Origin of the sequence: Burkholderia sp. Ac-20353 (assembly GCF_017104785.1) — a bacterium.
GTDB lineage: Bacteria > Pseudomonadota > Gammaproteobacteria > Burkholderiales > Burkholderiaceae > Burkholderia.
This window is the reverse complement of record NZ_JAAGPL010000130.1, coordinates 1-25084: the sequence shown is the minus strand read 5'-3', so window position 1 is coordinate 25084 and position 25084 is coordinate 1. Positions and strand designations below refer to the sequence as shown.

The following is a 25084-nucleotide window of genomic DNA, read 5'->3' as shown; positions in this document are numbered from 1 at the left end:
CTGCCGGCGGTGCTGACGGCGCGCGACGCGCCGGCGTTGATCGGGGTCTACGGGCGAGGCGCCGACGGCGCGTGGCACGAAACCGCGCGCGGCTTCGTCGTGCCGGACGACTGGCCCGAGCGGGCGCAGGCGTTCGCGGCACAGGCCGACTGACGGGCGCGCGGGCCGGCGCTTACCACCAGCGGTGGAAGTGATGCACGGGGCCGACACCGTGGCCGACGTCGAGGCGGCCGCTCGCGGCGATCGCGCCGGTCAGGTAGGTCTTCGCTTCGCGCACGGCGCTTTCGAGATCGGGATGCCGCGGCAGCAGCGCGGCGATCGCCGACGACAACGTGCAGCCCGTGCCGTGCGTATTGGTGACGGGCACCCGCGGGCCGTCGAGCCGCACGGTGTGCGTCGCGTCGACGAGCCAGTCGGGGCTCGCGTGGTGGTCCGGCAGGTGGCCGCCTTTCATCAGCACCGCTTGCGCGCCCGTCTGCAGCAGCGCGCGACCCTGGCGCACCATGTCGTCTTCGGTGACGGCCGGCGTGTCGCCGAGCAGGGCGGCGGCCTCGGGCAGGTTCGGCGTGACGACCGTGGCAAGCGGCAGCAGTTCGCCGCGCAGCGCGTCGACCGCATCCGGCGCGAGCAGCGCGTGCGAGCTTTTCGAGATCATCACCGTGTCGAGCACGACGTAGCGGGGCGTGTAGCGTCGCAGCGCACTGGCGACCGCGCGGACGATCTCCGCGTTCGCGAGCATGCCGATCTTCACCGCGTCGATCCGGATGTCGCCGAACACCGCATCGAGCTGCGCGGTCACGAACGCGGCATCGGGCGCGTGCACGCCGGTTACGCCGCGCGTGTTCTGCGCGGTCAGTGCGGTGATCACGCTCGCGCCGTACGCGCCGAGCGCGGAGAAGGTCTTCAGGTCGGCCTGGATGCCTGCGCCGCCGCCGGAGTCGGAGCCGGCGATCGTCAGCACGTTGGGGATCGGATGCGTCGTCATGATGGCAAGGCGCCGGTTCGGGAACCGGCGCGGGCATGCGGGAACGGGAGCGTCAGTGCTTCGCCTCGCCGATCAGTGCGACCGAATCGAACTGGCGCTGGTTCGCCTGGTGGCGGCGCATCACGAGCCACATCGTCAGGCAGACGAAGGTGCCGAACAGCACGATCACGACGCCGACCGGCACGTCGAGCCATACGAGCACCGCGTACAGGCACAGCATCACGAGCACCGACAGGTTCTCGTTGAAGTTCTGCACCGCGATCGAGTGGCCGGCCGACAGCAGCACGTGGCCGCGGTGCTGCAGCAGTGCGTTCATCGGCACGACAAAGTAGCCGGACAGCGCGCCGACGCACATCAGGAAGATGTACGCGATGATCAGGTAGACGGGCATCCGGATGTGGCTGAGATGGATGACCCAGTTCGACGGGATCAGGTCGCGCGAGTAGAACGCCATCAGCATCACCGCGATGCCCATGATGATGCCGACGGGCAGCACGCTCAGCGACTTCTTCAGCGGAATCCGGTTGGCCGCGGCAATCGCGCCGGCCGCGACGCCGAACGCGACGACCGCCTGCAGCAGCGCGCCTTCGGACAGCGACATGCCGAGCGACACCTCGGCCCATTTCAGCACGATGAACTGCAGCGTCGCGCCCGCGCCCCAGAACAGTGTCGTGACCGCGAGCGAGATCTGGCCGAGCTTGTCGTGCCAGAGCACCACGAAGCAGTCGGCGAAGTCGGTGATCAGCCTGATCGGCCCGTGCTGCTGCTTCGGATAGCGCGCGCCGGTATCGGGAATGCGCAGGTTGAACAGCGCGGCGATCACGTAGATCGCGAGGATGACCGCGATCGCGGATTCGGCCGGTGTGCTGATCCACGCCGGCGTATGCGCGATCACGTGCGATGCGATGTGCGGACTGATCAGCGCGCCGCCGAGCACGGTGCCGAGGATGATCGAGCTGACCGTCGTGCCTTCGATCCAGCCGTTCGCCGCGACGAGCCGGTCGGCCGGCAGCAGCTCCGTGAGAATGCCGTACTTGGCGGGCGAGTACGCCGCCGCGCCGAAGCCGACGATCCCGTACGCGATCAGCGGATGGGCGCCGAACAGCATGATCAGGCAGCCTGCGACCTTGATCGAGTTGGTGATGAACATCACATGGCCCTTCGGGCGCGAATCCGCGAAGGCGCCGACGAACGCCGCGAGCACGACATAGGACAACACGAAGAACAGCTTCAGCAGCGGTGTCATCCAGTTGGGGGCGTTCAGGTCTTTCAGCAGGGCAATGGCGGCGATGAGGAGCGCACTGTCGGCCAGCGACGAGAAAAACTGCGCGGCCATGATGGTGTAAAAACCTTTTTTCATCTGTTGCGATGCTTTCGTCGCTGCGGTCCGGCCGCATAGGCCGCCGGGTAGGCGATCGGCTTATTCCGTTCGAAATGGGTTGTGCGCACGGCTTTATAACACGAAAATACAGCGATTCGGACTAGCAAGATTCCCCGATCGTTCCGCAAGTTGTCGGCTTCGGTGCCCAAAAGGCACGGTAAGCTGATGATTCGCAAGCGTCTTTACGTAAATTTCCCATGCCGCGCCCGATCTCTGCCACCATCCATACCGCCGCTCTCGCGAACAATCTCTCCGTCGTCCGCCGCTATGCCGGTCAGTCCAAGGTCTGGGCGATCGTCAAGGCGAACGCCTACGGCCACGGCCTCGCGCGCGCGTTTCCCGGACTGCGCGGCACCGACGGGTTCGGGCTGCTCGACCTCGACGAGGCCGTCAAGCTGCGCGAACTCGGCTGGGCCGGCCCGATCCTGCTGCTCGAAGGGTTCTTCCGCTCGAGCGACCTCGACGTGGTCGACCGCTACAGCCTGACCACGACCGTCCACAACGACGAGCAGATGCGGATGCTCGAGACGGCGCGGCTGTCGAAGCCCATCAACGTGCAGCTGAAGATGAACAGCGGGATGAACCGGCTCGGCTATACGCCCGAGAAGTACCGCGCGGCGTGGGAGCGTGCGCGTGCATGCCCCGGCATCGGCCAGATCACGTTGATGACCCATTTTTCGGACGCGGACAGCGAGCGCGGCGTCGCCGAGCAGATGGCGGCATTCGAGCGCGGTGCGGAAAACATTGCCGGCGCGCGCAGCCTCGCGAACTCGGCGGCGGTGCTCTGGCACCCGCAAACGCATTTCGACTGGGTGCGCCCGGGGATCATGCTGTACGGCGCGTCGCCGTCCGGCCGCTCCGCCGATATCGCCGACACGGGCCTCAAGCCGGCGATGACGCTCGCGTCCGAGCTGATCGCGGTGCAGACGATCGCGAAGGGGCAAGCGATCGGCTATGGCTCGACATACTCCGCGCAGGCGCAGATGCGCATCGGCGTCGTCGCGTGCGGCTATGCGGACGGCTATCCGCGCGTCGCGCCCGAGGGCACGCCGGTGATCGTCGACGGCATCCGTACGCGGATCGTCGGCCGCGTGTCGATGGACATGATCACGGTCGACCTGACCCCGTGTCCGCAGGCGGGCGTCGGCGCACGCGTCGAGCTGTGGGGCGACGACCTGCCGATCGACGACGTCGCAACGCATTGCGGGACGATCGGTTATGAACTGATGTGCGCTGTGGCCGGCCGCGTGCCGGTGCGCGCGGAATAAGGGCGCACCGCGTGGCCAAGCAGAAAACGGTTTTCGTCTGTAGCGAGTGCGGCGGCCAGACGCCGAAGTGGCAAGGGCAGTGCCCGTCGTGCCAGACCTGGAATACGCTCGTCGAATCGGTCGCCGAGTCGCCGGCCGCACACCGCTTCCAGTCGCTCGCGAAGCGCGCGCCGGTGCAGCGCCTCGTCGACATCGAGGCGGCCGACGTGCCGCGCTTCTCGACCGGGATCGGCGAGTTCGACCGCGTGCTCGGCGGCGGGCTCGTCGCGGGTGGCGTGGTGCTGATCGGCGGCGATCCGGGTATCGGCAAGTCGACGCTGCTGCTGCAGTCGCTCGCGGGCATCGCGAGCGAACGGCGCACGCTCTATATCAGCGGCGAGGAATCGGCCGCGCAGATCGCGTTGCGCGCGCAACGGCTGGCGCTGCTCGACGGCGGTGTGCCGGCGGCCGAGCTGAAGCTGCTCGCGGAGATCCAGCTCGAGAAGATCCAGGCCGCGATCGATGCGGAGCGGCCGGACGTCGCGGTCATCGACTCGATCCAGACCGTCTACTCGGAAGCGCTCACGTCGGCGCCCGGCTCGGTCGCGCAGGTGCGCGAGTGCGCGGCGCAGCTCACGCGGATCGCGAAGCAGTCGGGCACCGCGATCATCATGGTCGGGCACGTGACGAAGGAAGGCAACCTGGCCGGCCCGCGCGTGCTCGAGCACATCGTCGACACCGTGCTGTACTTCGAAGGCGACACGCATTCGTCGTTCCGTCTCGTGCGCGCGTTCAAGAACCGCTTCGGCGCGGTGAACGAACTCGGCGTGTTCGCGATGACCGAGCGCGGGCTGCGCGGCGTCGCCAATCCGTCCGCGCTGTTCCTGTCGCAGCACGAGCAGGTCGTGCCCGGCTCGTGCGTGCTCGTCACGCAGGAGGGCACGCGGCCGCTGCTCGTCGAGATCCAGGCGCTCGTCGATACCGCACACGTGCCGAACCCGCGCCGCCTCGCGGTCGGCCTCGAGCAGAACCGGCTCGCGATGCTGCTCGCGGTGCTGCACCGTCATGCGGGCATCGCGTGTTTCGATCAGGACGTGTTCCTCAACGCGGTGGGCGGCGTAAAGATCACCGAGCCCGCTGCCGACCTCGCGGTGCTGCTCGCGATCCACTCGTCGATGCGCAACAAGCCGTTGCCGAAGGGCCTGATCGTGTTCGGCGAAGTGGGGCTGGCCGGCGAAATCCGGCCGTCTCCGCGCGGGCAGGAGCGTCTGCGCGAGGCCGCGAAGCTCGGCTTCACGACCGCGCTGATTCCGAAGGCGAACGCGCCGAAGCAGCCGGTCGACGGACTCGAGGTGATGGCGGTCGAGCGGATCGAGCAGGCGATCGACCGGGTGCGCGGGCTCGAGTGAATGCTGTCACGCGACGCCGGGGGCCGGGCCTCCGGCGATCTGTCGCGTTCTATCGCGTAATTCGCTGTAAAGAAACTGTAGGGTTGTGTAACCCGCAGGACATCGCATTTCCCTATGCTTGTGCGGATTGTCGAACCGCGCCATGCAAAAGGGACCTATGTTCAAACAGTCTGGGCAAGCGCCGGGCGGACGCGCGTACAACCTGCGCGGCTGCCGCGTGTCGGAGCCGATCCGCCAGCCGTGGGGCGGCGGGTGCCGGATCGTCGAATGGATCGACGCGGAAGGGCGCCTCGCGCGGCGGGTCGTGTCGGAGGATGTGACGGAGGCGGAAGTCGTCGCGGTGATCCAGCGGCCGACCGAAGGGCGCCGCCATCTGATGGGCGACGACGAGCAGATGCCGCGCGATACGCTGCCGCGGCGCTGAGCCGCTGAGCCGCCCGCCCGCCGAGGACGACTGCCAGGCCGGCCATCACGCCCAGCCCCGGCCTTGTCCGCATCGGCGCCGGGCGTGCCCGAAGTGCAGGCGCGGGCCGCGCCACGCGGCGGTCAGCCGATCTGCTCCAGCTCTTCCTGTGCGGCGAGCCAGTCGGCTTCGACGGTTTCGAGCCGCGCGTTGACGTCGCCGAGCTTGCGGATCGCGTCGGTCAGTTCCGTCTTGCGGGCTGCCTCGTAGCTCGCCGGATCGGCGACGAACGCGTCGAGGCGGGCCTTTTCCGTGTGCAGCGCGTCCATTTCCTTTTCCAGCTTCGTGATGCGCGACTGCAGCGGCTTTTTCAGGTGCGACAGCCGCTGCCGCGCCTCGGCTTCCTGGCGCTTCTGGTCCTTGCGGTTGACGGTCGGCTCCGCGCCGGCCGCTGCCGCATTGTCGGCCTTCGCGGCGGCGCGCTGCTCGGCCGCATGCTGCAGCAGCCAGTCGCGATAATCGTCGAGGTCGCCGTCGAACGGCTGCAGGCGGTGCTTCGCGACGAGCATGAACTGGTCGGTCGTCGCGCGCAGCAGGTGCCGGTCGTGCGACACGAGGATCAGCGTGCCGTCGAATTGCGCGAGCGCCATCGTCAGCGCGTGGCGCGTCTCGAGGTCGAGGTGGTTGGTCGGTTCGTCGAGCAGCAGCAGGTTCGGCTTCTGCCAGATGATCAGCGCGAGCGCAAGGCGCGCCTTCTCGCCGCCCGAGAACGGGCCGACCGGGCTCGTCGCCATGTCGCCCGAGAAGTTGAAGCCGCCGAGGAAGTCGCGCAACTCCTGTTCACGGGTGTCGGGTGCGAGCCGCCCGAGGTGCGCGAGCGGCGAATCGTCCTCGCGCAGCGTTTCGAGCTGGTGCTGTGCAAAATAGCCGATCGTCAGCCCCTTGCCTTCGCGCACGTGGCCCGACAGCGGTTCGAGCGTCGCGGCCAGTGTCTTGATCAGCGTCGACTTGCCCTGGCCGTTCGCACCGAGCAGGCCGATGCGCTGGCCGTTCTGGATCGACAGCGACACGCGCTCGACGATCGGGATCTCGGTGCCGTCGTCGCCGTGGTAGCCGCAGCGGACGTCTTCCATCACCATCATCGGGTTCGGCGCAGCGTCGGGTGTGCGGAATTCGAATGTGAACGGCGACGCGATGTGCGCGGGCGCGATCAGCTCCATCTTCTCGAGCGCCTTCATCCGGCTTTGCGCCTGCTTGGCCTTGGTGGCCTTGGCCTTGAAGCGGTCGACGAAGCTCTGCAGGTGCTCGATCGTCTTCTGCTGCTTTTCGTACGCGCTTTGCTGCAGCGCGAGCTGCTGAGCGCGCAGCACTTCGAACTGCGAGTAGTTGCCGCCGTAGCGCTTCACCTGCCGGTTCTCGAGGTGCAGCGTCACGTTGCAGATCGAATCGAGGAATTCGCGGTCGTGCGAGATCACGACGAGCGTGCCGGGGTAGCGGTGCAGCCAGTCTTCGAGCCAGACGATCGCGTCGAGGTCGAGGTGGTTCGTCGGTTCGTCGAGCAGCAGCAGGTCGGACCGGCACATCAGCGCCTGCGCGAGGTTCAGGCGCATCCGCCAGCCGCCGGAGAAGCTCGCGACGGGCTCGCGCGTCTGCGCGAGCGTGAAGCCGAGGCCGAGCAGCAGTGCTTCCGCACGCGCCGGCGCTGTGTAGCCGTCCGCGTCGGCGAACGCCGCATGCGCTTCCGCTTCGGCTGCGCCGTCATGCGCGGCGGACGCGGCTGCGATGCGCGCCTCGATCCGGCGCAGCGCAGCGTCGCCGTCGAGCGTGTAGTCGAGCGCGGTGCGGTCGACGGCGGGCGTTTCCTGCGACACATGGGCGATCTGCCACGACGGCGGCATCGAGAAATCGCCGGCGTCAGCGTGCAGCTCGCCGCGCAGGACCGCGAACAGCGTCGACTTGCCGGCGCCGTTCGCGCCGATCAGGCCGGCTTTCTCGCCGGGATTGAGCACGAACGAGGCCGCGTCGAAAAGCGGCTTGGTGCCGCGCGCAAGGCTGAACTGATTGAAACGGATCACGGCGGAAATGACTGGCCAAAACCGCTATTCTAGACTGCGGGCCGCACACCGGGCATTGGCCGTTCGGCAGATCCCGCGCCGGCGCGTTTTTCGCCTAGACTCCACGTCGGTCCGATTTCGAAAGGGGAAGCCCGATGTCCACACTGTATTCCTTCAGCGCAGAGACCCTCGCCGGCGCGCCGGTGTCGCTCGACGCGTATCGCGGCAAGGTGCTGCTGATCGTCAATACCGCGAGCGAATGCGGGTTCACGCCGCAGTACGCGGGGCTGCAGAAGCTCTACGACCAGTACGCGACGCGCGACTTCTTCGTGCTCGGTTTCCCTTGCAACCAGTTCGGCAAGCAGGAGCCGGGCGACGCCACGCAGATCGGCGCGTTCTGCGAGCGCAACTACGGCGTCACGTTCCCGATGTTCGCGAAGATCGACGTGAAGGGCGACCACGCGCACCCGCTGTATCGCTACCTGACCGACGAGGCGCCAGGCATCCTCGGGCTCAAGGCGATCAAGTGGAACTTCACGAAGTTCCTCGTCGGCCGTGACGGCCGGATCGTCAAGCGCTACGCGCCGTCGACCAAGCCCGAGGAAATTGCCGCGGACGTCGAAAAACTGCTGTGATGCGGGGGCAGGGCGGCGCGGGCGCTAGAGAATCGGCGCGAACAGCCGCGCGATGTGCATCGCAACCCGCCGCCACGCCGGCGAGTTCCGGTATTCGCTGGCATCGACCTCATACGCTTGCGCGAAGTCGGCCGCGAGCATCGCCTCGACTTCATCGGCGAACGTCCGGTCCACGGTCAGCACCATGATCTCGAAGTTCAGGCGGAACGACCGGTTGTCGAGATTCGCGCTGCCGATCGCGGCGGCGCGGCCGTCGATCAGCACGACCTTCTGGTGCAGGAAGCCCGGCCGGTAGCGGAACACCTTGACGCCCGCATCGGCGAGGTCGCGCGCGTAGAGCTTCGACGCCTCGAACACGACATAGTGGTCGCGCCGGCTCGGGATCAGGATGCGCACGTCGACGCCGCGCATCACCGCGAGCTTGAGCGCGGCGATCACGGCTTCGTCGGGGACGAGATACGGCGTGGTGATCCAGGCCCGCTCGCGCGCCGCGTTGATCGCCTCGACGAAGAACAGCGAGCCGGTTTCCTGCTTGTCGGCTGGCCCCATCGGCACCGCGAGGCAATGCATGTCGGCGTCGGCGAGCGCCGCGGGCGGCGGCGCGAACGGCGGCAGCTTCTGCGTCGCCCAGTGCCAGTCTTCCGCGAACACGTACTGGATGCTCGCGACGGCGGGGCCGCGCACCTCGATGTGCGTGTCGCGCCACGGCGACAGCCGCGGTTTCGCACCGAGATACTCGACGCCGACGTTGTGCCCGCCGACGAACGCGCAATTGCCGTCGACGACGACGATCTTGCGGTGATTGCGGAAGTTGAGCTGGAAGCGGTTGACGAACTGGCGCTTGGTCGCGAACGGGTGGACTTCGACGCCGCCCGCGCGCAGCGCGTCGACGTAGCCGTGCGGCAGGTCGAAGCTGCCGATGCTGTCATATAGCACGTAGCAGCGCACGCCGGCCGCCGCGCGTGCGAGCAGCGCGTCGCGCAGCATCTGGCCGAGCGCGTCGTCGCGAATGATGAAGAACTGGACGATCACGTAGTCGCGCGCGCTGTCGATCGCCGACAGGATTGTCGCGAACGTCGCCTCGCCGTTGACGAGCGTGCGCACCGCGTTGCCGGCGAGGAACGGCATGCCGCCGAGCCGCGTGAGCGCGCGCACCGCGGCCTCGCCGAGCGCATCCGCAGGCGGGCCGTCGGTCGAGCCGCCGTCGCGCCACGGCACGGGATCGGTGCGGGTGCGCAACGCCTCCGCCTCGTGACGCCGCGCGTCGACATAGCCGGAGAACTTGCTGCGGCCGAGGAACAGATACGGGATCAGCGTCAGGTAGGGCATCGCGGCAAGCGACACCGCCCACGCGATCGCGCCTTGCGACGTGCGGGTGTTCAGGATCGCATGGCAGGCTGCGATCACGCCGAGCACGTGGATCGCGAGGAGCAGCGTGCCAAGGTGTAGCCAGTCGAGGGTCATGGGCGCGTGACGGACTCCTGAAGTCGTGCGGCGAGGCGCCGCTTACGCGCATCTTACCGAACCGCGTGGCGCAGCGGGGTGCCGCGCCGCGCGGCCGGTCACGGCCGGGTGAAGCCGTCAGGGTTTCTGCGGGAGATCCAACGCCTGGATCAGGAACACGCTGTCCTCGCCCGCGCTGGTCGACAGCCAGTTCAGTTCGAGGCCGCCGAACGCCGCCTCGACGTTGTCGCGCTCGTTGCCGATCTCGACGACGAGCACGCCGTCGTCGTGCAGCCAGTTGCGCGCTTCGGCGATGATGCGGCGGACGATGTCCATGCCGTCGTCGCCGCCGGCCAGCGCCATCTCGGGCTCGTGACGGTATTCCGGCGGCAGCGCGGCCATCGATGCCGCATTCACGTACGGCGGGTTCGTCAGGATCACGTCGTAGCGCGCGCCGGGTTCGGTCGAGCGGAACACGGGCAGCGGCGTGTAGAGATCGCCGCGATGCAGGGCGATGCGGTCCTGGAGGCCATAGTCGCGCACGTTGATCTCGGCGACTTCGAGCGCCTTGTCGGACAGGTCGACCGCGTCGATCTCCGCGTTCGGGAATGCGCTTGCCGCGAGGATCGCGAGGCAGCCGGAGCCCGTGCACAGCTCGAGCACCGCGCCGACCTGCTCGGGGTCGGCGACATACGGCTGCAGCCCGTCGTCGAGCAGCTCGCCGATGAACGAGCGGGGCACGATCACGCGCTCGTCGACGTAGAAGCGGTGGCCGTGCATCCACGCTTCATGCGTCAGATAGGCGGCCGGCACGCGCTCGGTCGCACGCCGTTCGATCACGGCCAGCACGGCGTCGATTTCGTCGGGCAGCAGGCGCGCGTCGAGGAACGGCTCGAGCGTGTCGAGCGGCAGGTCGAGCGTGCGCAGCACCAGGTAGGCCGCTTCGTCGTACGCATTGTCCGAGCCGTGGCCGAACGCAAGCTTCGCTTTCGAGAAGCGCGTCACCGCGTAACGCAGAAGGTCGCGAACTGTTTCAAAAGGTGTCGTCGTCATACGAGGCTCCGTCAGGCGATCAGTTGTTCGAGCACGCGGCGGTACACGTTCTTCAGCGGATCGATGAAGCGGACTTCGATGTGCTCGTCGATCTTGTGGATGCTGCCGTTCGGCGGGCCGAACTCGATCACCTGCGGGCAGATGCGCGCGATGAAGCGGCCGTCCGACGTGCCGCCCGTCGTCGACAGCTCGGTCGTCAGGCCCGTTTCGGCAAGGATCGCCGCTTCGAGCGCGCTCGACAGCTCGCCGCGCGGCGTCAGGAACGGCAGGCCGCTGACCGACCAGTTGAGTTCGTAGTCGAGCCCGTGCTTGTCGAGCATCGCGTGCACGCGCGCCTGCAGGCCAGCGACTGTGCTGGCCGTCGAGAAGCGGAAGTTGAACAGCAGCGCGATATGGCCCGGGATTACGTTGGTCGCGCCGGTGCCCGCATGCAGGTTCGACACCTGCCAGGTGGTCGGCGGGAAGTATTCGTTGCCTTCGTCCCATTGTTCTGCGGCGAGCTCGGCGAGCGCCGGCGCGAGCAGGTGGATCGGGTTCTTCGCGAGATGCGGATACGCGATGTGGCCTTGCACGCCCTTGACGATCAGCTCGCCGGACATCGAGCCGCGGCGGCCGTTCTTCACGACGTCGCCGAGTTCGGCGGTCGACGTCGGCTCGCCGACGATGCAGTAGTCGACGCGCTCGCCGCGCGCTTCGAGCAGGTCGACGACCTTTACGGTGCCGTCGGTTGCGGGGCCTTCCTCGTCGCTCGTGATCAGGAACGCGATCGAGCCGCGGTGGTTCGGGTGCGCGGCGACGAATTCCTCGGCCGCGACGACGAAGCCGGCGAGCGACGTCTTCATGTCGGCCGCGCCGCGGCCGTACAGCTTGCCGTCGCGATGCGCGGGAACGAACGGCGGCGACGTCCACTGCTCGAGCGGGCCGGTCGGCACGACGTCGGTGTGGCCCGCGAACGCGAGCAGCTTGCCGTCGCGGCCGTCGGCGCCGCGCTTGACGGCCCACAGGTTGGTCACGCCGTGCGACGCGATCGTCTCGATGTCGAAGCCGAGCGCGGTGAGGCGCTCGGTCATGATCTGCTGGCAATGCTGGTCGTCGGGCGTGACGGACGCGCGGGCGATCAGCTGTTCGGTAAGGGCTAGGGTGGTGGACATGGTTCGGACCACTTTCGATAAAAAATGCCGGCGCGCAGGCCGGCAGCGATGAATCCCGGGGCGTCGTGCAACTGGCGCCATGCAACGGCGCCTGTTGAGCGGGCCGCCCTTATGCAGCGAACAGCGCCGCGTACTGGTCGACCGCGAAGCCGAGCGATTTCACGCGGCCGTTGACGACGAGCACAGGGCGCTTGATGACCGACGGCTTGTGGATCATCAGCGCGACCGCGCCGGCCTGCGTATCCGCGGCCGCCTTCATGGCGTCGTCCAGGCCGCGCCACGTGGTGCCGCGCTTGTTCACGAGCGCGTCGAGCGACACGTCCTTCAGCCAGTCCTCGACCAGCGGCGCGCTGACGCCGGCTTTCTTGAAATCGTGAAACTCGAACTCGACGCCGTGGTCGGCGAGCCACACGCGGGCTTTCTTCACGGTGTCGCAGTTCGGAATGCCGTACACGACCACGGTGCGAGGTTTCGCCATCAGTCGCCTCGCAGCAGTTCGTTCAGGCCGACCTTCGCGCGGGTCTTCGCGTCGACCTTCTTGACGATCACCGCGCAGTACAGGCTGTGCGAGCCGTCCTTCGACGGCAGGTTGCCCGCGACGACGACCGAGCCGGCCGGGATGCGGCCGTAGCTGACTTCGCCGGTTTCGCGGTCGTAGATCTTCGTGCTCTGGCCGAGGTACACGCCCATCGAGATCACCGAGTTCTCCTCGACGATCACGCCTTCGACGACTTCCGAGCGCGCGCCGATGAAGCAGTTGTCTTCGATGATGACGGGGTTCGCCTGCAGCGGCTCGAGCACGCCGCCGATGCCGACGCCGCCCGACAGGTGCACGTTCTTGCCGATCTGCGCGCACGAGCCGACCGTCGCCCACGTGTCGACCATCGTGCCTTCGTCGACATACGCGCCGATGTTCGTGTACGACGGCATCAGCACGACGTTCTTCGCGATGAACGAGCCGCGGCGCGCGATCGCCGGCGGCACCACGCGGAAGCCGCCGGCGGCGAAGTCTTCAGCGGTGTAGTTCGCGAACTTCGACGGTACCTTGTCGTAGAACTGCGAGTAGCCGCCGGCCGGCATCGGCACGTTGTCTTCCAGGCGGAACGACAGCAGCACGGCCTTCTTCAGCCACTGGTGCACGGTCCAGTTGCCGTCGAGCTTCTCGGCGACGCGCAGCGCGCCACGGTCGAGCTGCTCGATCGCGTGCGCGACGGCTTCGCGGACTTCGGCGGGCGCGGCCTTCGGCGACAGCTCGGCGCGGTTTTCCCAGGCGGTATCGATGATTTGCTGAAGTTGTTGCGACATGTTCGTTTTCGCAGGAGATGGATGGAATTGATCGGGATCGCGATTACCGCGCGAGGCCACGGCAGAAATCGACGATGCGTTGCGCGCCCTCGACGCATTCGGGGGTGCCCGCGACGAGCGCGATCCGGATGAAATCGCGGCCCGGGTTGGTGCCGTGCGCGTCGCGCGCGAGGTACGAGCCGGGCAGAACCGTCACATTATAGTCGGCGTACAGGCGCAGGGCGAACTCGGTGTCCGACAGCCCGGTGCGCGCGACGTTGGCCCACAGGTAGAACGCGGCGTCCGGCAGTTTCACGTCGATCACGTCCGCGAGCATCGGCGTCACGGTGTTGAACTTCTGCACGTACAGCGCACGGTTCTCGCGCACGTGCGCCTCGTCGCCCCATGCGGCGATGCTCGCCTGCTGCCAGACGGGCGACAGCGCGGCGCCGTGGTAGGTGCGGTACAGCAGGAATTTCTTCAGCAGCGCCGGGTCGCCCGCGACGAACCCCGAGCGCATGCCCGGCACGTTCGAGCGCTTCGACAGGCTCGACAGCATCACGAGCCGCTCGAAGCCGCGGCCGAGGCGGTGCGCGGCCTCGAGCCCGCCGAGCGGCGGCCTGGACTCGTCGAAATAGATCTCCGAATAGCATTCGTCGGACGCGATCACGAAACCGTGGTGGTCCGACAGCGCGAACAGCTCGCGCCAGTCGTCGAGCGTGAGCACCGCGCCCGTCGGGTTGCCCGGCGAGCACACGTACAGCAGCTGGGTGCGCGCCCACACGTCGTCGGGCACGGCCGCGTAGTCACAGGCGAAATTGCGCGCCGGGTCGCTGTTCGCGAAGTACGGCTCGGCGCCCGCGAGCAGCGCCGCGCCTTCGTAAATTTGATAGAACGGATTCGGACAGAGTACGATCGCTTTCTTGCCGCTTTCGGTTCGGCTCGGGTCGATCACCGTCTGTGCGAGCGCGAACAGCGCTTCGCGCGAGCCGGACGCGGGCAGCACCTCGGTGGCCGGATCGATCGCCGGCAGCCCGTAGCGGCGCTCGAGCCAGCGCGCGATCGACGTGCGCAGCGCGTCCGAGCCGGCCGTGGCCGGATAGCTGGCGAGGCCGTCGAGCGCGGCGACCGCGGCGTCGCGGATCAGCGCCGGGGTCGGGTGCTTGGGCTCGCCGATGCCGAAACTGATGGCTTGAAGGCCGGCGGCGGGCGTCACGTCCTTGAACAGGGCGCGCAGCTTTTCGAAAGGATAGGGCTGGAGCGAGTCGAGTCGTGGATTCACGGGCGAAGCGGCCATCGCGGCCGGTTGGAGCGAAAGGGGCGGCGTGCGCCGCGCGCTTGCGAAGCGGCGCCGGCGGCGCGGCGCGTGTCGCAGCCGACGATTATAGCGTGACGGAATGCGGGCACGGCGGGCGCAAATGCCCGCCGGACCACGAAAAATAGAGGGTATCGAACGAGATGAATAATGCAGTACGCGGCAGCCTGCCGACGCTGGCGATCCTGGTCGGCGCGTCGGTATGGGGCCTGATCTGGTATCCGCTGCGGATCCTCGCGTCGCTGGGCGTGACGGGCACCGCGGCGAGCGCGCTGACGAGCTTCGTCGCGTTCCTGTTCGTGATCGTCGCGAGGCGCAGCACGATCGCGACGCTGCGCTGGCACTGGGTGCTGCCGGGCATCGCGGTGACGGCCGGCGTGACGAACCTCGGCTTCGTGTGGGGCACGATTCACGGCGAGGTGCTGCGCGTGATGCTGCTGTTCTACCTGACCCCCGCGTGGACCGCGATCTACGCGCACTTCCTGCTGCGCGAACGGCTCACCTGGGCGGGCGCGGGGCTCGCCGCGCTGTCGATCTGCGGCGCGATGCTGATGCTGTGGTCGCCGCAGCTCGGCGTGCCGCTGCCGGCCAACCCGGCCGAATGGGCGGGGCTCGCGGCCGGGCTCAGCTTCGCGATGAGCAACGTGCTCGTGATCAAGGCGAGCCGCGAGCTGCCGGACATGCGCGCCGAGATGCGCACCGCGACGCTGTTCGGCGGTGCGGCCGTGTTCGGCGCGATCGCCTCGCTGTTCGAGGGGCTGCCGACCGTGCCGGCGAGCGGCCAGCTCGGCGTCGTGGCGCTGGTGATCGTCGGGATCGGCGTGACGATGGCGTCGAACAACCTGCTGGTCCAGTACGGGCTCACCCGTGTGCCGGCGAACCGCGCGTCGATCATCATGCTGTTCGAGATCGTGATCACCGCGCTGTCGGCCTGGGTGTTCGCGAACGAATTGCCGAGCGCGCGGGAATGGGCGGGCGGCGCGTGCATCGTGCTCGCGACGCTGCTGTCGAGCCGGGTCCACCGGTCGAGTCCGGCGCAGGACAAACCCGGCAGCGGTCGGGACGGCGCACGCGCGATGGTATGATTGGTGCCGTATGCGGGGCCCAACGCTTAAGCGCGCGGCCCCGCTTTTGAATTCGGGGGCGCGCCGCGCGCAAGGGCCGGCTGGTCCGGCGCGGCGTGCCGCCGTCCGTTTCACACCTTCTTCACATCCGATACCGCCGTGCGTCTGAGCTCGATCAAACTCGCTGGCTTCAAATCCTTCGTCGATCCCACGCATTTCCAGGTCCCGGGCCAGCTCGTCGGCGTCGTGGGCCCGAACGGTTGCGGCAAGTCCAACATCATCGATGCCGTGCGCTGGGTGCTCGGCGAGTCGCGCGCGTCCGAGCTGCGCGGCGAGTCGATGCAGGACGTGATCTTCAACGGCTCGACCGCCCGCAAGCCCGGCAGCCGGGCGAGCGTCGAGCTGATCTTCGACAACTCCGACGGCCGTGCGGCCGGCCAATGGGGCCAGTACGGCGAGATCGCCGTGAAGCGCGTGCTGACGCGCGACGGCACGTCGAGCTACTACATCAACAACCTGCCGGCACGCCGCCGCGACATCCAGGACATCTTCCTCGGTACGGGCCTCGGGCCGCGCGCGTACGCGATCATCGGGCAGGGCATGATCGCGCGGATCATCGAGGCGAAGCCGGAAGAGCTGCGCGTGTTCCTCGAGGAAGCCGCGGGCGTGTCGAAGTACAAGGAGCGCCGTCGCGAGACCGAAAACCGGCTGCACGACACGCGCGAGAACCTGACGCGCGTCGAGGACATCATCCGCGAGCTCTCCGCGAACCTCGAGAAGCTCGAGGCGCAGGCAGTCGTCGCGACCCGATACAAGGAACTCGTCGCCGACGGCGAGGAGAAGCAGCGCCTGTTGTGGCTGCTGCGCAAGAACGAGGCCGGCGGCGAGCAGCAGAAGCAGCAGCGCGCGATCGAGCAGGCGCAGATCGACCTCGAAGCGCAGACCGCGAAGCTGCGCGAAGTCGAGTCGCAGCTCGAGACGCTGCGCGTTGCGCACTACGCGGCGAGCGACGCGATGCAGGGCGCGCAGGGCGCGCTCTACGAAGCGAATGCCGAAGTCAGCCGGCTGGAAGCCGAGATCAAGTTCATCGTCGAATCGCGCAACCGCGTGCAGGCGCAGATCGCCGCGCTGAACGCGCAGCGCGAGCAGTGGCGCGCGCAGGCCGAGAAGGCGCAGGACGAGCTCGAGGAAGCCGAGGAAGCGCGTGCGGTCGCCGACGAGAAGGCCGCGCTCGCCGAGGACGCGGCCGCGGCGAAGCACGACGCGCTGCCGGCGCTCGAGGCGACCTGGCGCGACGCGCAGGCGCAGCTCAACGACGAGCGTGGCCGGATCGCGCAGACCGAGCAGTCGCTGAAGCTCGAGGCCGCGCACCAGCGCAATGCCGACCAGCAGTTGCAGCAGCTGCAGCAGCGCCACGAGCGCCTGAAGGCGGAAGCGGGCGGCCTCGACGTGCCGGACGAGGCGCAGCTCGAGGAGTTGCGCATGCAGCTCGCCGAGCAGGAAGAAATTCTCGCCGAAGCGCAGGCGCGTGTCGCTAACGCGCAGGAGACGGTGCCGCGCCTCGACGGCGAGCGCCGTGCCGCACACGAGCGCGTCCAGGCCGAAAGCGCGCAGATCCACCAGCTCGACGCGCGTCTCGCGGCGCTGAAGCAACTCCAGGAGAACGTGCAGACCGAGGGCAAGGTGCAGCCGTGGCTCGACAAGCACGAGCTCGGCACGCTGCCGCGCCTGTGGAAGAAGCTGCACGTCGAGCCGGGCTGGGAAACGGCGCTCGAGGCCGTGCTGCGCGAGCGGCTCGCCGCGCTCGAAGTATCGAATCTCGACTGGGTGAAGGCGTTCGCGACCGACGCGCCGCCGGCGAAGCTCGCGTTCTACGCGCCGCCGCCGGCCGGCGAGCCGCCCGCGGCAGTCAGCGGGCTGCGCGCGGTGCTGTCGCTCGTGCGCATCGACGACGCGGGCATCCGCGCGGTGCTGAACGACTGGCTCGGCAACGTGTACGTCGCGGACGACGTCGCGCAGGCGCTCGCGACGCGTACGCAGCTGCCGGCGGGCGGATCGTTCGTCGTGAAGGCCGGGCATATCGTCACGCGGGTCGGCGTGCAGCTGTATGCGGCCGATTCGGAGCAGGCGGGGATGCTCGCCCGCCAGCAGGAGATCGAGAACCTGACGCGCCAGGTGCGTGCGCAGGCGCTGCTCGCGGACGAAGCGAAGTCGGCCGTGGTGCGCGCGGAAGCCGCGCATACGCAGGCAACCCAGGCGCTCGGCGACGTCCGCGCGCAGGCCGAACGCGCGACGCAGCGCATGCATGCGCTGCAGATGGACGTGCTGAAGCTCGCGCAGGCGCACGAGCGCTATACGCAGCGCAGCACGCAGATTCGCGAGGAACTCGAGGAAATCGGCGCGCAGATCGAGGAGCAGCGTGCGCTGCGCGCGGAGTCGGAAGCGAATTTCGAGCGCTTCGACGGCGAGCTCGCGGAGCTGCAGGCGCGCTTCGAAGACAACCAGCTCGCGTTCGAGTCGCTCGACGAGTCGCTGACGCAGGCGCGCCAGGAAGCGCGCGATCTCGAGCGCGCAGCGAACGATGCGCGCTTCGCGGCCCGCAATGCGGTGACCCGGATCGACGAGCTGAAGCGCAGCATCCAGGTCGCGCACGAGCAGAGCGAGCGCGTGGCCGCGTCGCTGGAAGATGCGCGCGCCGAGCTCGAGACGATCAACGAGCAGACCGCGCACACGGGGCTGCAGGATGCGCTCGAAATTCGTGCGGTGAAGGAAGAGGCGCTGCAGGCCGCGCGCATCGAGCTCGACGACCTGACCGCGAAACTGCGCGCATCGGACGAGCAGCGGCTCGTCGCCGAGCGCTCGCTGCAGCCGCTGCGCGACCGCATCACCGAATTGCAGCTGAAGGAGCAGGCCGCGCGCCTGTCGGTCGAGCAGTTCGCCGAGCAGCTCGCGGCGGCGGAAGTCGACGAGGAAGCGCTGCGCGAGAAGCTCACGCCGGACCTGAAGCCGTCGTACCTGCAGGGCGAAGTGACGCGCCTGAACAACGCGATCAACGCGCTCGGCCCCGTGAACATGGCGGCGCTCGACGAGCTGAAGGCCGCGAGCGAGCGCAAGGTGTTCCTCGACGCGCAGTCGGCCGACCTGACCGACGCGATCACCACGCTCGAGGACGCGATCCACAAGATCGACCAGGAAACCCGCACGCTGCTGCAGGGAACCTTCGACGAAGTCAACCGTCACTTCAGCGACCTGTTCCCGCGTCTGTTCGGCGGTGGCCAGGCGAAGCTGATCATGACGGGCGACGAGATCCTCGACGCCGGCGTGCAGGTGATGGCGCAGCCGCCCGGCAAGAAGAACGCGACGATCCACCTGCTGTCCGGCGGCGAGAAGGCGCTGACCGCGACCGCGCTGGTGTTCGCGATGTTCCAGCTGAACCCGGCGCCGTTCTGTCTGCTCGACGAGGTCGACGCGCCGCTCGACGACGCGAACACCGAGCGTTTCGCGAACCTCGTGCGCGCGATGTCGAACAAGACGCAGTTCCTCTTCATCTCGCACAACAAGATCGCGATGGAGATGGCGCAGCAGCTGATCGGCGTGACGATGCAGGAGCAGGGCGTATCGCGGATCGTCGCGGTGGACATGGAAACCGCGGCGGGTTTTGCGCAGAATTGACGTTTGACGACACTGGCCCGCGGGTGCGCGGCAGGTCGATGCACGACGCATCGACGCCCGCCCGCGAGTCCAACGAAAAAGAATTGCTGATGGAGCGTGCATGGACGAGTTGACACTCGGTTTGATCGGCGCGGGCGCGGTCGTGGTAGGCGGCGTCGTGGTCTATAACGCGTGGCAGGGCGCGAAGGTGCGGCGCAAGATGCCGCGTCCGATGCCGCAGGAAACGGCGGACGCGATGAACCGCCCCGAGCGCGACGATGAACTGCCGTTCATCGAGCCCGTGCGCCAGCCGACGCGCCGTGAACCGGCGGCGCCGGCCGCCGAGGCCGCAGCGGCGGAAGCCGCACGCGTCGAGCCGACGTTCAGTGGGGCCGCCGTTGGCGGGGCCGCGTTGAGTGGCGCGGCGCCTGCCGACATGCCTGCCGACCTGCAGGCCGAGGCGACGTCGGTCGACTTGCCGGTCGACGAGTCCGTCGAATCGGTTGCCGCGGACGAAGCGGCGGAAGCGGCTAAAGCGACCAAAGCGACCAAAGCGACCCAGGAAACCGCCGCGAACGAGCCGGTCGAGCCCGTGCTGCCGGCCGCGACGACGATTTCCTCGGCGCCGCCCACGGTCGTCGACCGCCGCATCGATTGCATCGTGCCGATCCGCCTCGGGTCGCCGCTGCCCGGCGACAAGATCCTGCCGATCGCGCAGCGCCTGCGTCGCGCAGGCAGCAAGCCGGTCCACATCGAAGGCAAGCCCGAGGGCGGCCACTGGGAGCTGCTGCAGAACGGCGTGCGCTACGAGGAGCTGCGCGCGGCCGCGCAGCTCGCGAACCGCGGCGGCCCGCTGAACGAGCTCGAGTTCTCGGAATTCGTGACGGGCGTCCAGCAGTTCGCCGACGCGATCGACGGCGCGCCCGAGTTCCCGGACATGATGGAATCGGTGTCGATGGCGCGCGAGCTCGACGGCTTCGCCGCGCAATGCGATGCGCAGCTGTCGATCAACGTGATGTCGGACGGCGCGCCGTGGTCGGCCAACTACGTGCAGGCGGTCGCATCGCAGGACGGCCTGCTGCTGTCGCGCGACGGCACGCGCTTCGTCAAGCTCGACGCGAAGCAGAACCCGGTGTTCATGCTGCAGTTCGGCGACACCAACTTCCTGCGCGACGACCTGACGTACAAGGGCGGCAACATGATCACGCTGGTGCTCGACGTGCCGGTCGCTGAAGAGGACATCCTGCCGTTCCGGCTGATGTGCGACTACGCGAAGTCGCTGTCCGAGCGGATCGGCGCGCGGGTCGTCGACGACCAGCGCCGTCCGCTGCCGGAATCGACGCTGCTCGCGATCGAGCAGCAACTGATGAAGCTGTACGCGAAGCTCGAACAGGCCGGCATTCCGGCCGGCTCGCCGGTCACGCGCCGACTGTTCAGCCAGTAACGCGATACGCAGGAGGCGGCCGGCGAGCTGCCGCCGCTGCGCTGCGGCGGGCCGGTGGCGGCGGTGCACCGGGCGCAGTTTCGTGCGCCGCTTCGGGTGCCCCGCTGCGGCGCCAAACTGAGATAATCTGGCATTCGAATTTCTCAGCGACACACTGCCGCCAGCATGGCCCGAACCCAAGCCGAACCGCCAGCCAGCCAGCCCGACGCGCGCGCCGCGTGGCTGCGCGACCAACTCGAGCGGGCGAACTACGCCTACTACGTGCTCGACCAGCCGGAACTGCCCGACGCCGAATACGACCGGCTGTTCATCGAGCTGCAGCAACTCGAGGCCGACCATCCCGAACTCGTGACACCCGAATCGCCGACGCAGCGCGTCGGCGGTGAGGTCGCGAGCGGCTTCACGCCGGTCGTTCACGCGATGCCGATGCTGTCGCTCAACAACGGCTTCGAGGACGAGGACATCGTCGCGTTCGACAAGCGCATCGCCGACGCGCTCGACAAGACCGCCGACCTCGCGGGCACCGTGACGGATCCGGTCGGATACGCGTGCGAGCTCAAGTTCGACGGCCTCGCGATCTCGCTGCGCTACGAGCACGGCGTATTCGTGCAGGCATCGACGCGCGGCGACGGCACGACGGGCGAGGATGTGACCGAGAACGTCCGCACGATCCGCTCGATTCCGCTGAAGCTGAAGGGCGCCGACCTGCCGGCCGTGCTCGACGTGCGCGGCGAGGTGCTGATGTTCAAGCGCGATTTCGCACGCCTGAACGAACGCCAGCGCGCCGCGGAGCAGCGCGAATTCGCGAATCCGCGCAACGCGGCGGCCGGCAGCCTGCGCCAGCTCGATTCGAAGATCACCGCGCAGCGCCCGCTGTCGTTCTTTGCGTACGGGATCGGCGTGCTCGACGGTGCGCCGATGCCCGACACGCACAGCGCGCTGCTCGACTGGTACGAGGCACTCGGCCTGCCGGTGAACCGCGAGCGCGCGGTCGTGCGCGGCGCGGACGGGCTCCTCGGGTTCTTCCGCAAGATCGGCGAGAAGCGCGAGTCGCTGCCGTATGACATCGACGGCGTCGTCTACAAGGTGAACCGGCGCGACGAGCAGGAGCGGCTTGGTTTCGTGTCGCGCGCGCCGCGCTTCGCGCTCGCGCACAAGTTCCCGGCGCAGGAGGCGCTCACGACGCTCGTCGCAATCGACGTGCAGGTCGGCCGCACCGGCGCGATCACGCCGGTCGCGCGCCTCGAGCCCGTGTTCGTCGGCGGCGCGACCGTGACCAATGCGACGCTGCACAACGAGGACGAGGTGCGCCGCAAGGACATCCGGATCGGCGACACCGTGATCGTGCGACGCGCGGGCGACGTGATTCCGGAAGTAGTCGGCGCAGTGCTTGACCGGCGGCCCGAGCACACGGCCGAATTCGTGATGCCGACCGAATGCCCGGTGTGCGGCTCGAAGATCGAACGGCTGCCGGACGAGGCGATCGCCCGCTGCACGGGCGGCCTGTTCTGCCCGGCGCAGCGCAAGCAGGCACTCTGGCACTTCGCGCAGCGGCGCGCGCTCGACATCGACGGGCTCGGCGAGAAGATCATCGACCAGCTCGTCGAGCTGAACCTCGTGCGCACGCCGGCCGACCTGTTCAACCTCGGTTTCGCGACGCTCGCCGAACTCGACCGGTTCGCGGAGAAGTCTGCGCAGAACCTGCTCGATTCGCTCGAGAAGGCGAAGCACACGACGCTCGCGCGCTTCATCTACGCGCTCGGCATCCGCCACGTCGGCGAATCGACCGCGAAGGACCTCGCGAAGCATTTCGGCTCGCTCGATCCGATCATGGACGCGACGCTCGACGAGTTGCTCGAAGTCAACGACGTCGGGCCGGTGGTCGCCGAGTCGATCCACCAGTTCTTCGCGGAGGACCACAACCGCACGGTGATCGACCAGCTGCGCGCGCCCGGCAAGGTCACATGGCCCGAAGGGCCGCCCGCGCCGAAGGCGCCGCAGGGCGTGCTGGCTGGCAAGACCGTCGTGCTGACGGGCACGCTGCCGACGCTCACGCGCGAAGCCGCGAAGGAAATGCTCGAGGCGGCCGGTGCGAAGGTCGCGGGTTCCGTGTCGAAGAAGACGGATTACGTCGTCGCGGGTGCGGAGGCGGGCAGCAAGCTCGCGAAGGCCGAGGAACTCGGCATCCCGGTGCTGGACGAAGACGGATTACACCAACTGCTGGAGGGCCACGCGCCATGATTCGCGAGATCCTGAAGATGGGCGATCCGCGCCTGCTCGAAATCGCCCGACCGGTCGAGAAGTTCGACACGCCCGAGCTGCACGCGCTCGTCGCGGACATGTTCGAAACGATGCACCACGCGGACGGCGCGGGGCTCGCGGCGCCGCAGATCGGCGTCGGCCTGCAGGTGATCATCTTTGGTTTCGGCAACAACAATCGCTATCCGGAAGCGCCGCCCGTGCCGGAAACCGTGCTGATCAACCCGAAGATCGAGTACATGCCGCCGGACATGGAGGAAGGCTGGGAGGGCTGCCTGTCGGTGCCCGGCATGCGCGGCGTCGTCAGTCGCTACGCGAAAGTGCGCTACAGCGGCTTCGACCAGCACGGCGCGAAGATCGACCGCATCGCCGAAGGGTTCCACGCGCGGGTCGTCCAGCACGAATACGATCACCTGATCGGCAAGCTGTATCCGATGCGGATCACCGACTTCACGCGCTTCGGGTTCACCGACGTGCTGTTTCCGGGGCTCGACGCGCAGGACGACTGACAGGTGGCAAGGCCGAAAAAAAGCCCGCGCAAGCGGGCTTGATCACGACAGCGGAGCGCGATGCGGCCGCGCGTCGTCAGAACGTCTCGTCGGCCGACAGGTAGCGCCATTGCCCTTGCGGCAGCGCGCCGAGCATCACGCGGCCCATCCGCACGCGCTTCAGGCCGATCACGTCGAGGCCGACCAGTTCGCACATGCGGCGGATCTGGCGTTTCTTGCCTTCGCGCAGCACGAAGCGCAGCTGTTCGCCGTTCTGCCAGCTCACCATCGCGGGCTTCAGTGCGACGCCGTCGAGTTCGAGGCCGTGGCGCAGCTTCGCGAGCGATTCCGCGGGGAAGTGCTGGTCGATGTCGAGGAGCCGTTCGCCGAAGCGCACGCGCACGAGGTATTCCTTGTCGATGTCCGACTGCTCGCCGATCAGTTGCTTCGCGATCCGGCCGTTCTGCGTCAGCACGAGCAGGCCGGTCGAATCGATGTCGAGCCGGCCGGCCGGCGCGAGCGAGTGCAGATGCTGCGGCGAGAAGCGCAGCGACGAGCGGTCGCCGCTCCAGTGGTTCTCGCGCGTGATCAGCACGGTCGCGGGCTCGTAGCCGTCTTCCGCCTGGCCCGACACATAGCCGACCGGCTTGTGCAGCAGGATCGTCACCTGCGCGGCTTGTGCCGCACTGGCGCGTTCGTCGATCTCGATGCGCTGGTCGGGCCGCACCTTGGTGCCGAGCGTGTCGATGCGTTCGCCGTCGACCAGCACCCAGCCTTTCTCGATCCACTCGTCGGCTTCGCGGCGCGAGCAGAGGCCGAGCTCGGACATGCGTTTCGACAGGCGCATCAGGCCCGATTCGTCGCCGTGATCAACGTCGGCCGCGTGGCGCTTCACCGGTTGCGCGGTCTTGAAGCTCGCGCCGGACGACGGCCGTTCGGCACTGCCGCGCCTGGCAGGAGCGTCCGCGCTGCGCGTGAAGCGTTCGCCGTCGCGCGGCGCGCGGGCAGGGCGTTCGGACGACGTACGGCGTTCGCCGAAGCTGCGCTTCGCGCCTTCGCCGCCCGTTGCGTCGCGATACGACGGGCGCTTGCTGCCTTCGGCGCCGGCGTACGCGCGGCGGGGGCGCTCATCGTCGTCGCGGCGGGCCGGGCGGGCGTCGGGCTTGCCGCGGCTGAACTTGCCGTCGGCGCTGCGGCGCTCGCCCGCAGGTCTTGCATCCGCGCCGCGATACGGACGGGATTCGCCGGGGCGGCCTTCGCCACGCTCGCCGCGTGGGGCGGGTTTGCCCTCTGCGCTGCGATACGGGCGGGTGTCGCCACGCTCGCCGCGTGGGGCAGGCTTGCCTTCCGCACTGCGATATGGACGACCTTCTGGACGACCTTCGGGACGGCCCTCGCCACGTTCGGCGCGACCGCCGGGTTTCGCGTCTGCGCTGCGATATGGGCGGGAGTCGCCACGCTCGCCGCGTGGGGCAGGCTTGCCTTCCGCACTGCGATATGGGCGACCTTCGGGGCGACCCTCGCTACGCTCGAAGCGGCCGCCGGGTTTCGCTTCTGCGCTTCGAAACGGACGGGTGTCGCCGCGCTCGCCGCGCGCGGCAGGCTTGCCTTCCGCGCTGCGATATGGACGACCTTCGGGACGACCTTCGGAGCGACCCTCGCCACGCTCGAAGCGGCCGCCGGGTTTCGCGTCTGCGCTTCGAAACGGACGGGTGTCGCCGCGCTCGCCGCGCGCGGCAGGCTTGCCTTCCGCGCTGCGATATGGACGACCTTCGGGACGACCTTCGGAGCGACCCTCGCCACGCTCGAAGCGGCCGC

19 protein-coding genes and 1 pseudogene are annotated in these 25084 nt (G+C 68.4%); 10 read left to right on the top strand and 10 right to left on the bottom strand.

Annotated features, from left to right (window positions below; translation table 11 throughout):
* Positions 1-153, top strand: a pseudogene (locus G3N94_RS42665) (DUF1853 domain-containing protein); the annotation flags it as partial.
* 19 nt (positions 154-172) lie between these two features.
* Here G3N94_RS42665 and thiD read toward each other — a convergent pair.
* Together thiD and lplT are read right to left on the bottom strand one after the other, a co-directional pair.
* Complete coding sequence (thiD, locus tag G3N94_RS28255) at positions 173-985, bottom strand: bifunctional hydroxymethylpyrimidine kinase/phosphomethylpyrimidine kinase (RefSeq protein WP_205795914.1); 813 nt, start codon at positions 983-985, stop codon at positions 173-175.
* Between the two features lie 52 nt (positions 986-1037).
* Positions 1038-2345, bottom strand: coding sequence for a lysophospholipid transporter LplT (gene lplT / locus G3N94_RS28250; RefSeq protein ID WP_205795912.1), 1308 nt, complete (start codon positions 2343-2345; stop codon positions 1038-1040).
* A gap of 218 nt (positions 2346-2563) precedes the next feature.
* On the opposite strand from lplT, the gene alr reads away from it, so the two are divergent.
* The 3 genes from alr (at position 2564) to G3N94_RS28235 (ending at position 5446) form a co-directional block, all read left to right on the top strand.
* Positions 2564-3634, top strand: a complete 1071-nt coding sequence (gene alr, locus G3N94_RS28245) for an alanine racemase (protein WP_205795910.1) — start codon at positions 2564-2566, stop codon at positions 3632-3634.
* 11 nt (positions 3635-3645) lie between these two features.
* The gene (gene radA, locus G3N94_RS28240) at positions 3646-5022 is read left to right on the top strand and encodes a DNA repair protein RadA (RefSeq protein ID WP_205795908.1); all 1377 of its coding nucleotides are present in this window, start codon (positions 3646-3648) and stop codon (positions 5020-5022) included.
* A gap of 157 nt (positions 5023-5179) precedes the next feature.
* Entirely contained in the window at positions 5180-5446 is a 267-nt protein-coding gene (locus G3N94_RS28235; protein ID WP_205795906.1) for a DUF2866 domain-containing protein, read from the top strand.
* Positions 5447-5568: 122 nt separating this feature from the next.
* Here the strand turns inward: G3N94_RS28235 and G3N94_RS28230 are convergent, their stop codons facing one another.
* Positions 5569-7500: an ATP-binding cassette domain-containing protein gene (locus G3N94_RS28230; RefSeq protein WP_205795904.1), complete on the bottom strand. Its 1932-nt coding sequence runs from the start codon at positions 7498-7500 to the stop codon at positions 5569-5571.
* 134 nt (positions 7501-7634) lie between these two features.
* Between G3N94_RS28230 and G3N94_RS28225 the strand changes: the two genes are divergently transcribed.
* Complete coding sequence (locus G3N94_RS28225; RefSeq protein ID WP_205795894.1) at positions 7635-8114, top strand: glutathione peroxidase; 480 nt, start codon at positions 7635-7637, stop codon at positions 8112-8114.
* A gap of 24 nt (positions 8115-8138) precedes the next feature.
* Here the strand turns inward: G3N94_RS28225 and cls are convergent, their stop codons facing one another.
* The 6 genes from cls to dapC form a co-directional block, all read right to left on the bottom strand.
* Complete coding sequence (cls, locus tag G3N94_RS28220) at positions 8139-9578, bottom strand: cardiolipin synthase (RefSeq protein ID WP_205795892.1); 1440 nt, start codon at positions 9576-9578, stop codon at positions 8139-8141.
* Positions 9579-9695: 117 nt separating this feature from the next.
* Positions 9696-10610 (bottom strand): 50S ribosomal protein L3 N(5)-glutamine methyltransferase, encoded by a 915-nt coding sequence (gene prmB, locus G3N94_RS28215; RefSeq protein ID WP_205795890.1) that lies wholly within the window; start codon positions 10608-10610, stop codon positions 9696-9698.
* Between the two features lie 11 nt (positions 10611-10621).
* Positions 10622-11761 (bottom strand): succinyl-diaminopimelate desuccinylase, encoded by a 1140-nt coding sequence (gene dapE, locus G3N94_RS28210; protein ID WP_205795888.1) that lies wholly within the window; start codon positions 11759-11761, stop codon positions 10622-10624.
* A 109-nt stretch (positions 11762-11870) separates the two neighbouring features.
* The gene (locus G3N94_RS28205) at positions 11871-12239 is read right to left on the bottom strand and encodes an ArsC family reductase (RefSeq protein WP_205795886.1); all 369 of its coding nucleotides are present in this window, start codon (positions 12237-12239) and stop codon (positions 11871-11873) included.
* Positions 12239-13066 (bottom strand): 2,3,4,5-tetrahydropyridine-2,6-dicarboxylate N-succinyltransferase, encoded by an 828-nt coding sequence (dapD, locus tag G3N94_RS28200; RefSeq protein WP_205795884.1) that lies wholly within the window; start codon positions 13064-13066, stop codon positions 12239-12241. The genes G3N94_RS28205 and dapD overlap by 1 nt, the downstream gene beginning before the upstream one ends.
* A gap of 43 nt (positions 13067-13109) precedes the next feature.
* Positions 13110-14342, bottom strand: a complete 1233-nt coding sequence (dapC, locus tag G3N94_RS28195) for a succinyldiaminopimelate transaminase (protein ID WP_205795882.1) — start codon at positions 14340-14342, stop codon at positions 13110-13112.
* A gap of 161 nt (positions 14343-14503) precedes the next feature.
* Here dapC and G3N94_RS28190 point away from each other — a divergent pair, with 161 nt between their 5' ends.
* The 5 genes from G3N94_RS28190 to def all read left to right on the top strand — a co-directional run bounded on the left by G3N94_RS28190 (position 14504) and on the right by def (position 23287).
* Positions 14504-15445 (top strand): DMT family transporter, encoded by a 942-nt coding sequence (locus tag G3N94_RS28190; protein ID WP_205795880.1) that lies wholly within the window; start codon positions 14504-14506, stop codon positions 15443-15445.
* A gap of 138 nt (positions 15446-15583) precedes the next feature.
* Positions 15584-19096: a chromosome segregation protein SMC gene (gene smc, locus G3N94_RS28185; protein WP_205795878.1), complete on the top strand. Its 3513-nt coding sequence runs from the start codon at positions 15584-15586 to the stop codon at positions 19094-19096.
* Between the two features lie 100 nt (positions 19097-19196).
* Positions 19197-20519, top strand: coding sequence for a cell division protein ZipA C-terminal FtsZ-binding domain-containing protein (locus tag G3N94_RS28180; protein WP_205795876.1), 1323 nt, complete (start codon positions 19197-19199; stop codon positions 20517-20519).
* 165 nt (positions 20520-20684) lie between these two features.
* The gene (ligA, locus tag G3N94_RS28175) at positions 20685-22760 is read left to right on the top strand and encodes an NAD-dependent DNA ligase LigA (RefSeq protein ID WP_205795874.1); all 2076 of its coding nucleotides are present in this window, start codon (positions 20685-20687) and stop codon (positions 22758-22760) included.
* Complete coding sequence (gene def, locus G3N94_RS28170; protein ID WP_124598594.1) at positions 22757-23287, top strand: peptide deformylase; 531 nt, start codon at positions 22757-22759, stop codon at positions 23285-23287. The genes ligA and def overlap by 4 nt, the downstream gene beginning before the upstream one ends.
* Before the next feature lie 76 nt (positions 23288-23363).
* Here the strand turns inward: def and G3N94_RS28165 are convergent.
* A partial coding sequence (locus tag G3N94_RS28165; RefSeq protein ID WP_205795872.1) for a pseudouridine synthase occupies positions 23364-25084 on the bottom strand: 1721 nt, incomplete at its 5' end.

Coding starts and splice junctions, on each gene's coding strand:
- dapD (WP_205795884.1), bottom strand. CDS start 13,066: ATGTCGCAACAACTTCAGCAAATCATCGATACCGCCTGGGAAAACCGC.
- alr (WP_205795910.1), top strand. CDS start 2,564: ATGCCGCGCCCGATCTCTGCCACCATCCATACCGCCGCTCTCGCGAAC.
- G3N94_RS28180 (WP_205795876.1), top strand. CDS start 19,197: ATGGACGAGTTGACACTCGGTTTGATCGGCGCGGGCGCGGTCGTGGTA.
- lplT (WP_205795912.1), bottom strand. CDS start 2,345: ATGAAAAAAGGTTTTTACACCATCATGGCCGCGCAGTTTTTCTCGTCG.
- cls (WP_205795892.1), bottom strand. CDS start 9,578: ATGACCCTCGACTGGCTACACCTTGGCACGCTGCTCCTCGCGATCCAC.
- G3N94_RS28190 (WP_205795880.1), top strand. CDS start 14,504: ATGAATAATGCAGTACGCGGCAGCCTGCCGACGCTGGCGATCCTGGTC.
- def (WP_124598594.1), top strand. CDS start 22,757: ATGATTCGCGAGATCCTGAAGATGGGCGATCCGCGCCTGCTCGAAATC.
- ligA (WP_205795874.1), top strand. CDS start 20,685: ATGGCCCGAACCCAAGCCGAACCGCCAGCCAGCCAGCCCGACGCGCGC.
- dapC (WP_205795882.1), bottom strand. CDS start 14,342: ATGGCCGCTTCGCCCGTGAATCCACGACTCGACTCGCTCCAGCCCTAT.
- G3N94_RS28205 (WP_205795886.1), bottom strand. CDS start 12,239: ATGGCGAAACCTCGCACCGTGGTCGTGTACGGCATTCCGAACTGCGAC.
- G3N94_RS28235 (WP_205795906.1), top strand. CDS start 5,180: ATGTTCAAACAGTCTGGGCAAGCGCCGGGCGGACGCGCGTACAACCTG.
- prmB (WP_205795890.1), bottom strand. CDS start 10,610: ATGACGACGACACCTTTTGAAACAGTTCGCGACCTTCTGCGTTACGCG.
- dapE (WP_205795888.1), bottom strand. CDS start 11,761: ATGTCCACCACCCTAGCCCTTACCGAACAGCTGATCGCCCGCGCGTCC.
- G3N94_RS28225 (WP_205795894.1), top strand. CDS start 7,635: ATGTCCACACTGTATTCCTTCAGCGCAGAGACCCTCGCCGGCGCGCCG.
- thiD (WP_205795914.1), bottom strand. CDS start 985: ATGACGACGCATCCGATCCCCAACGTGCTGACGATCGCCGGCTCCGAC.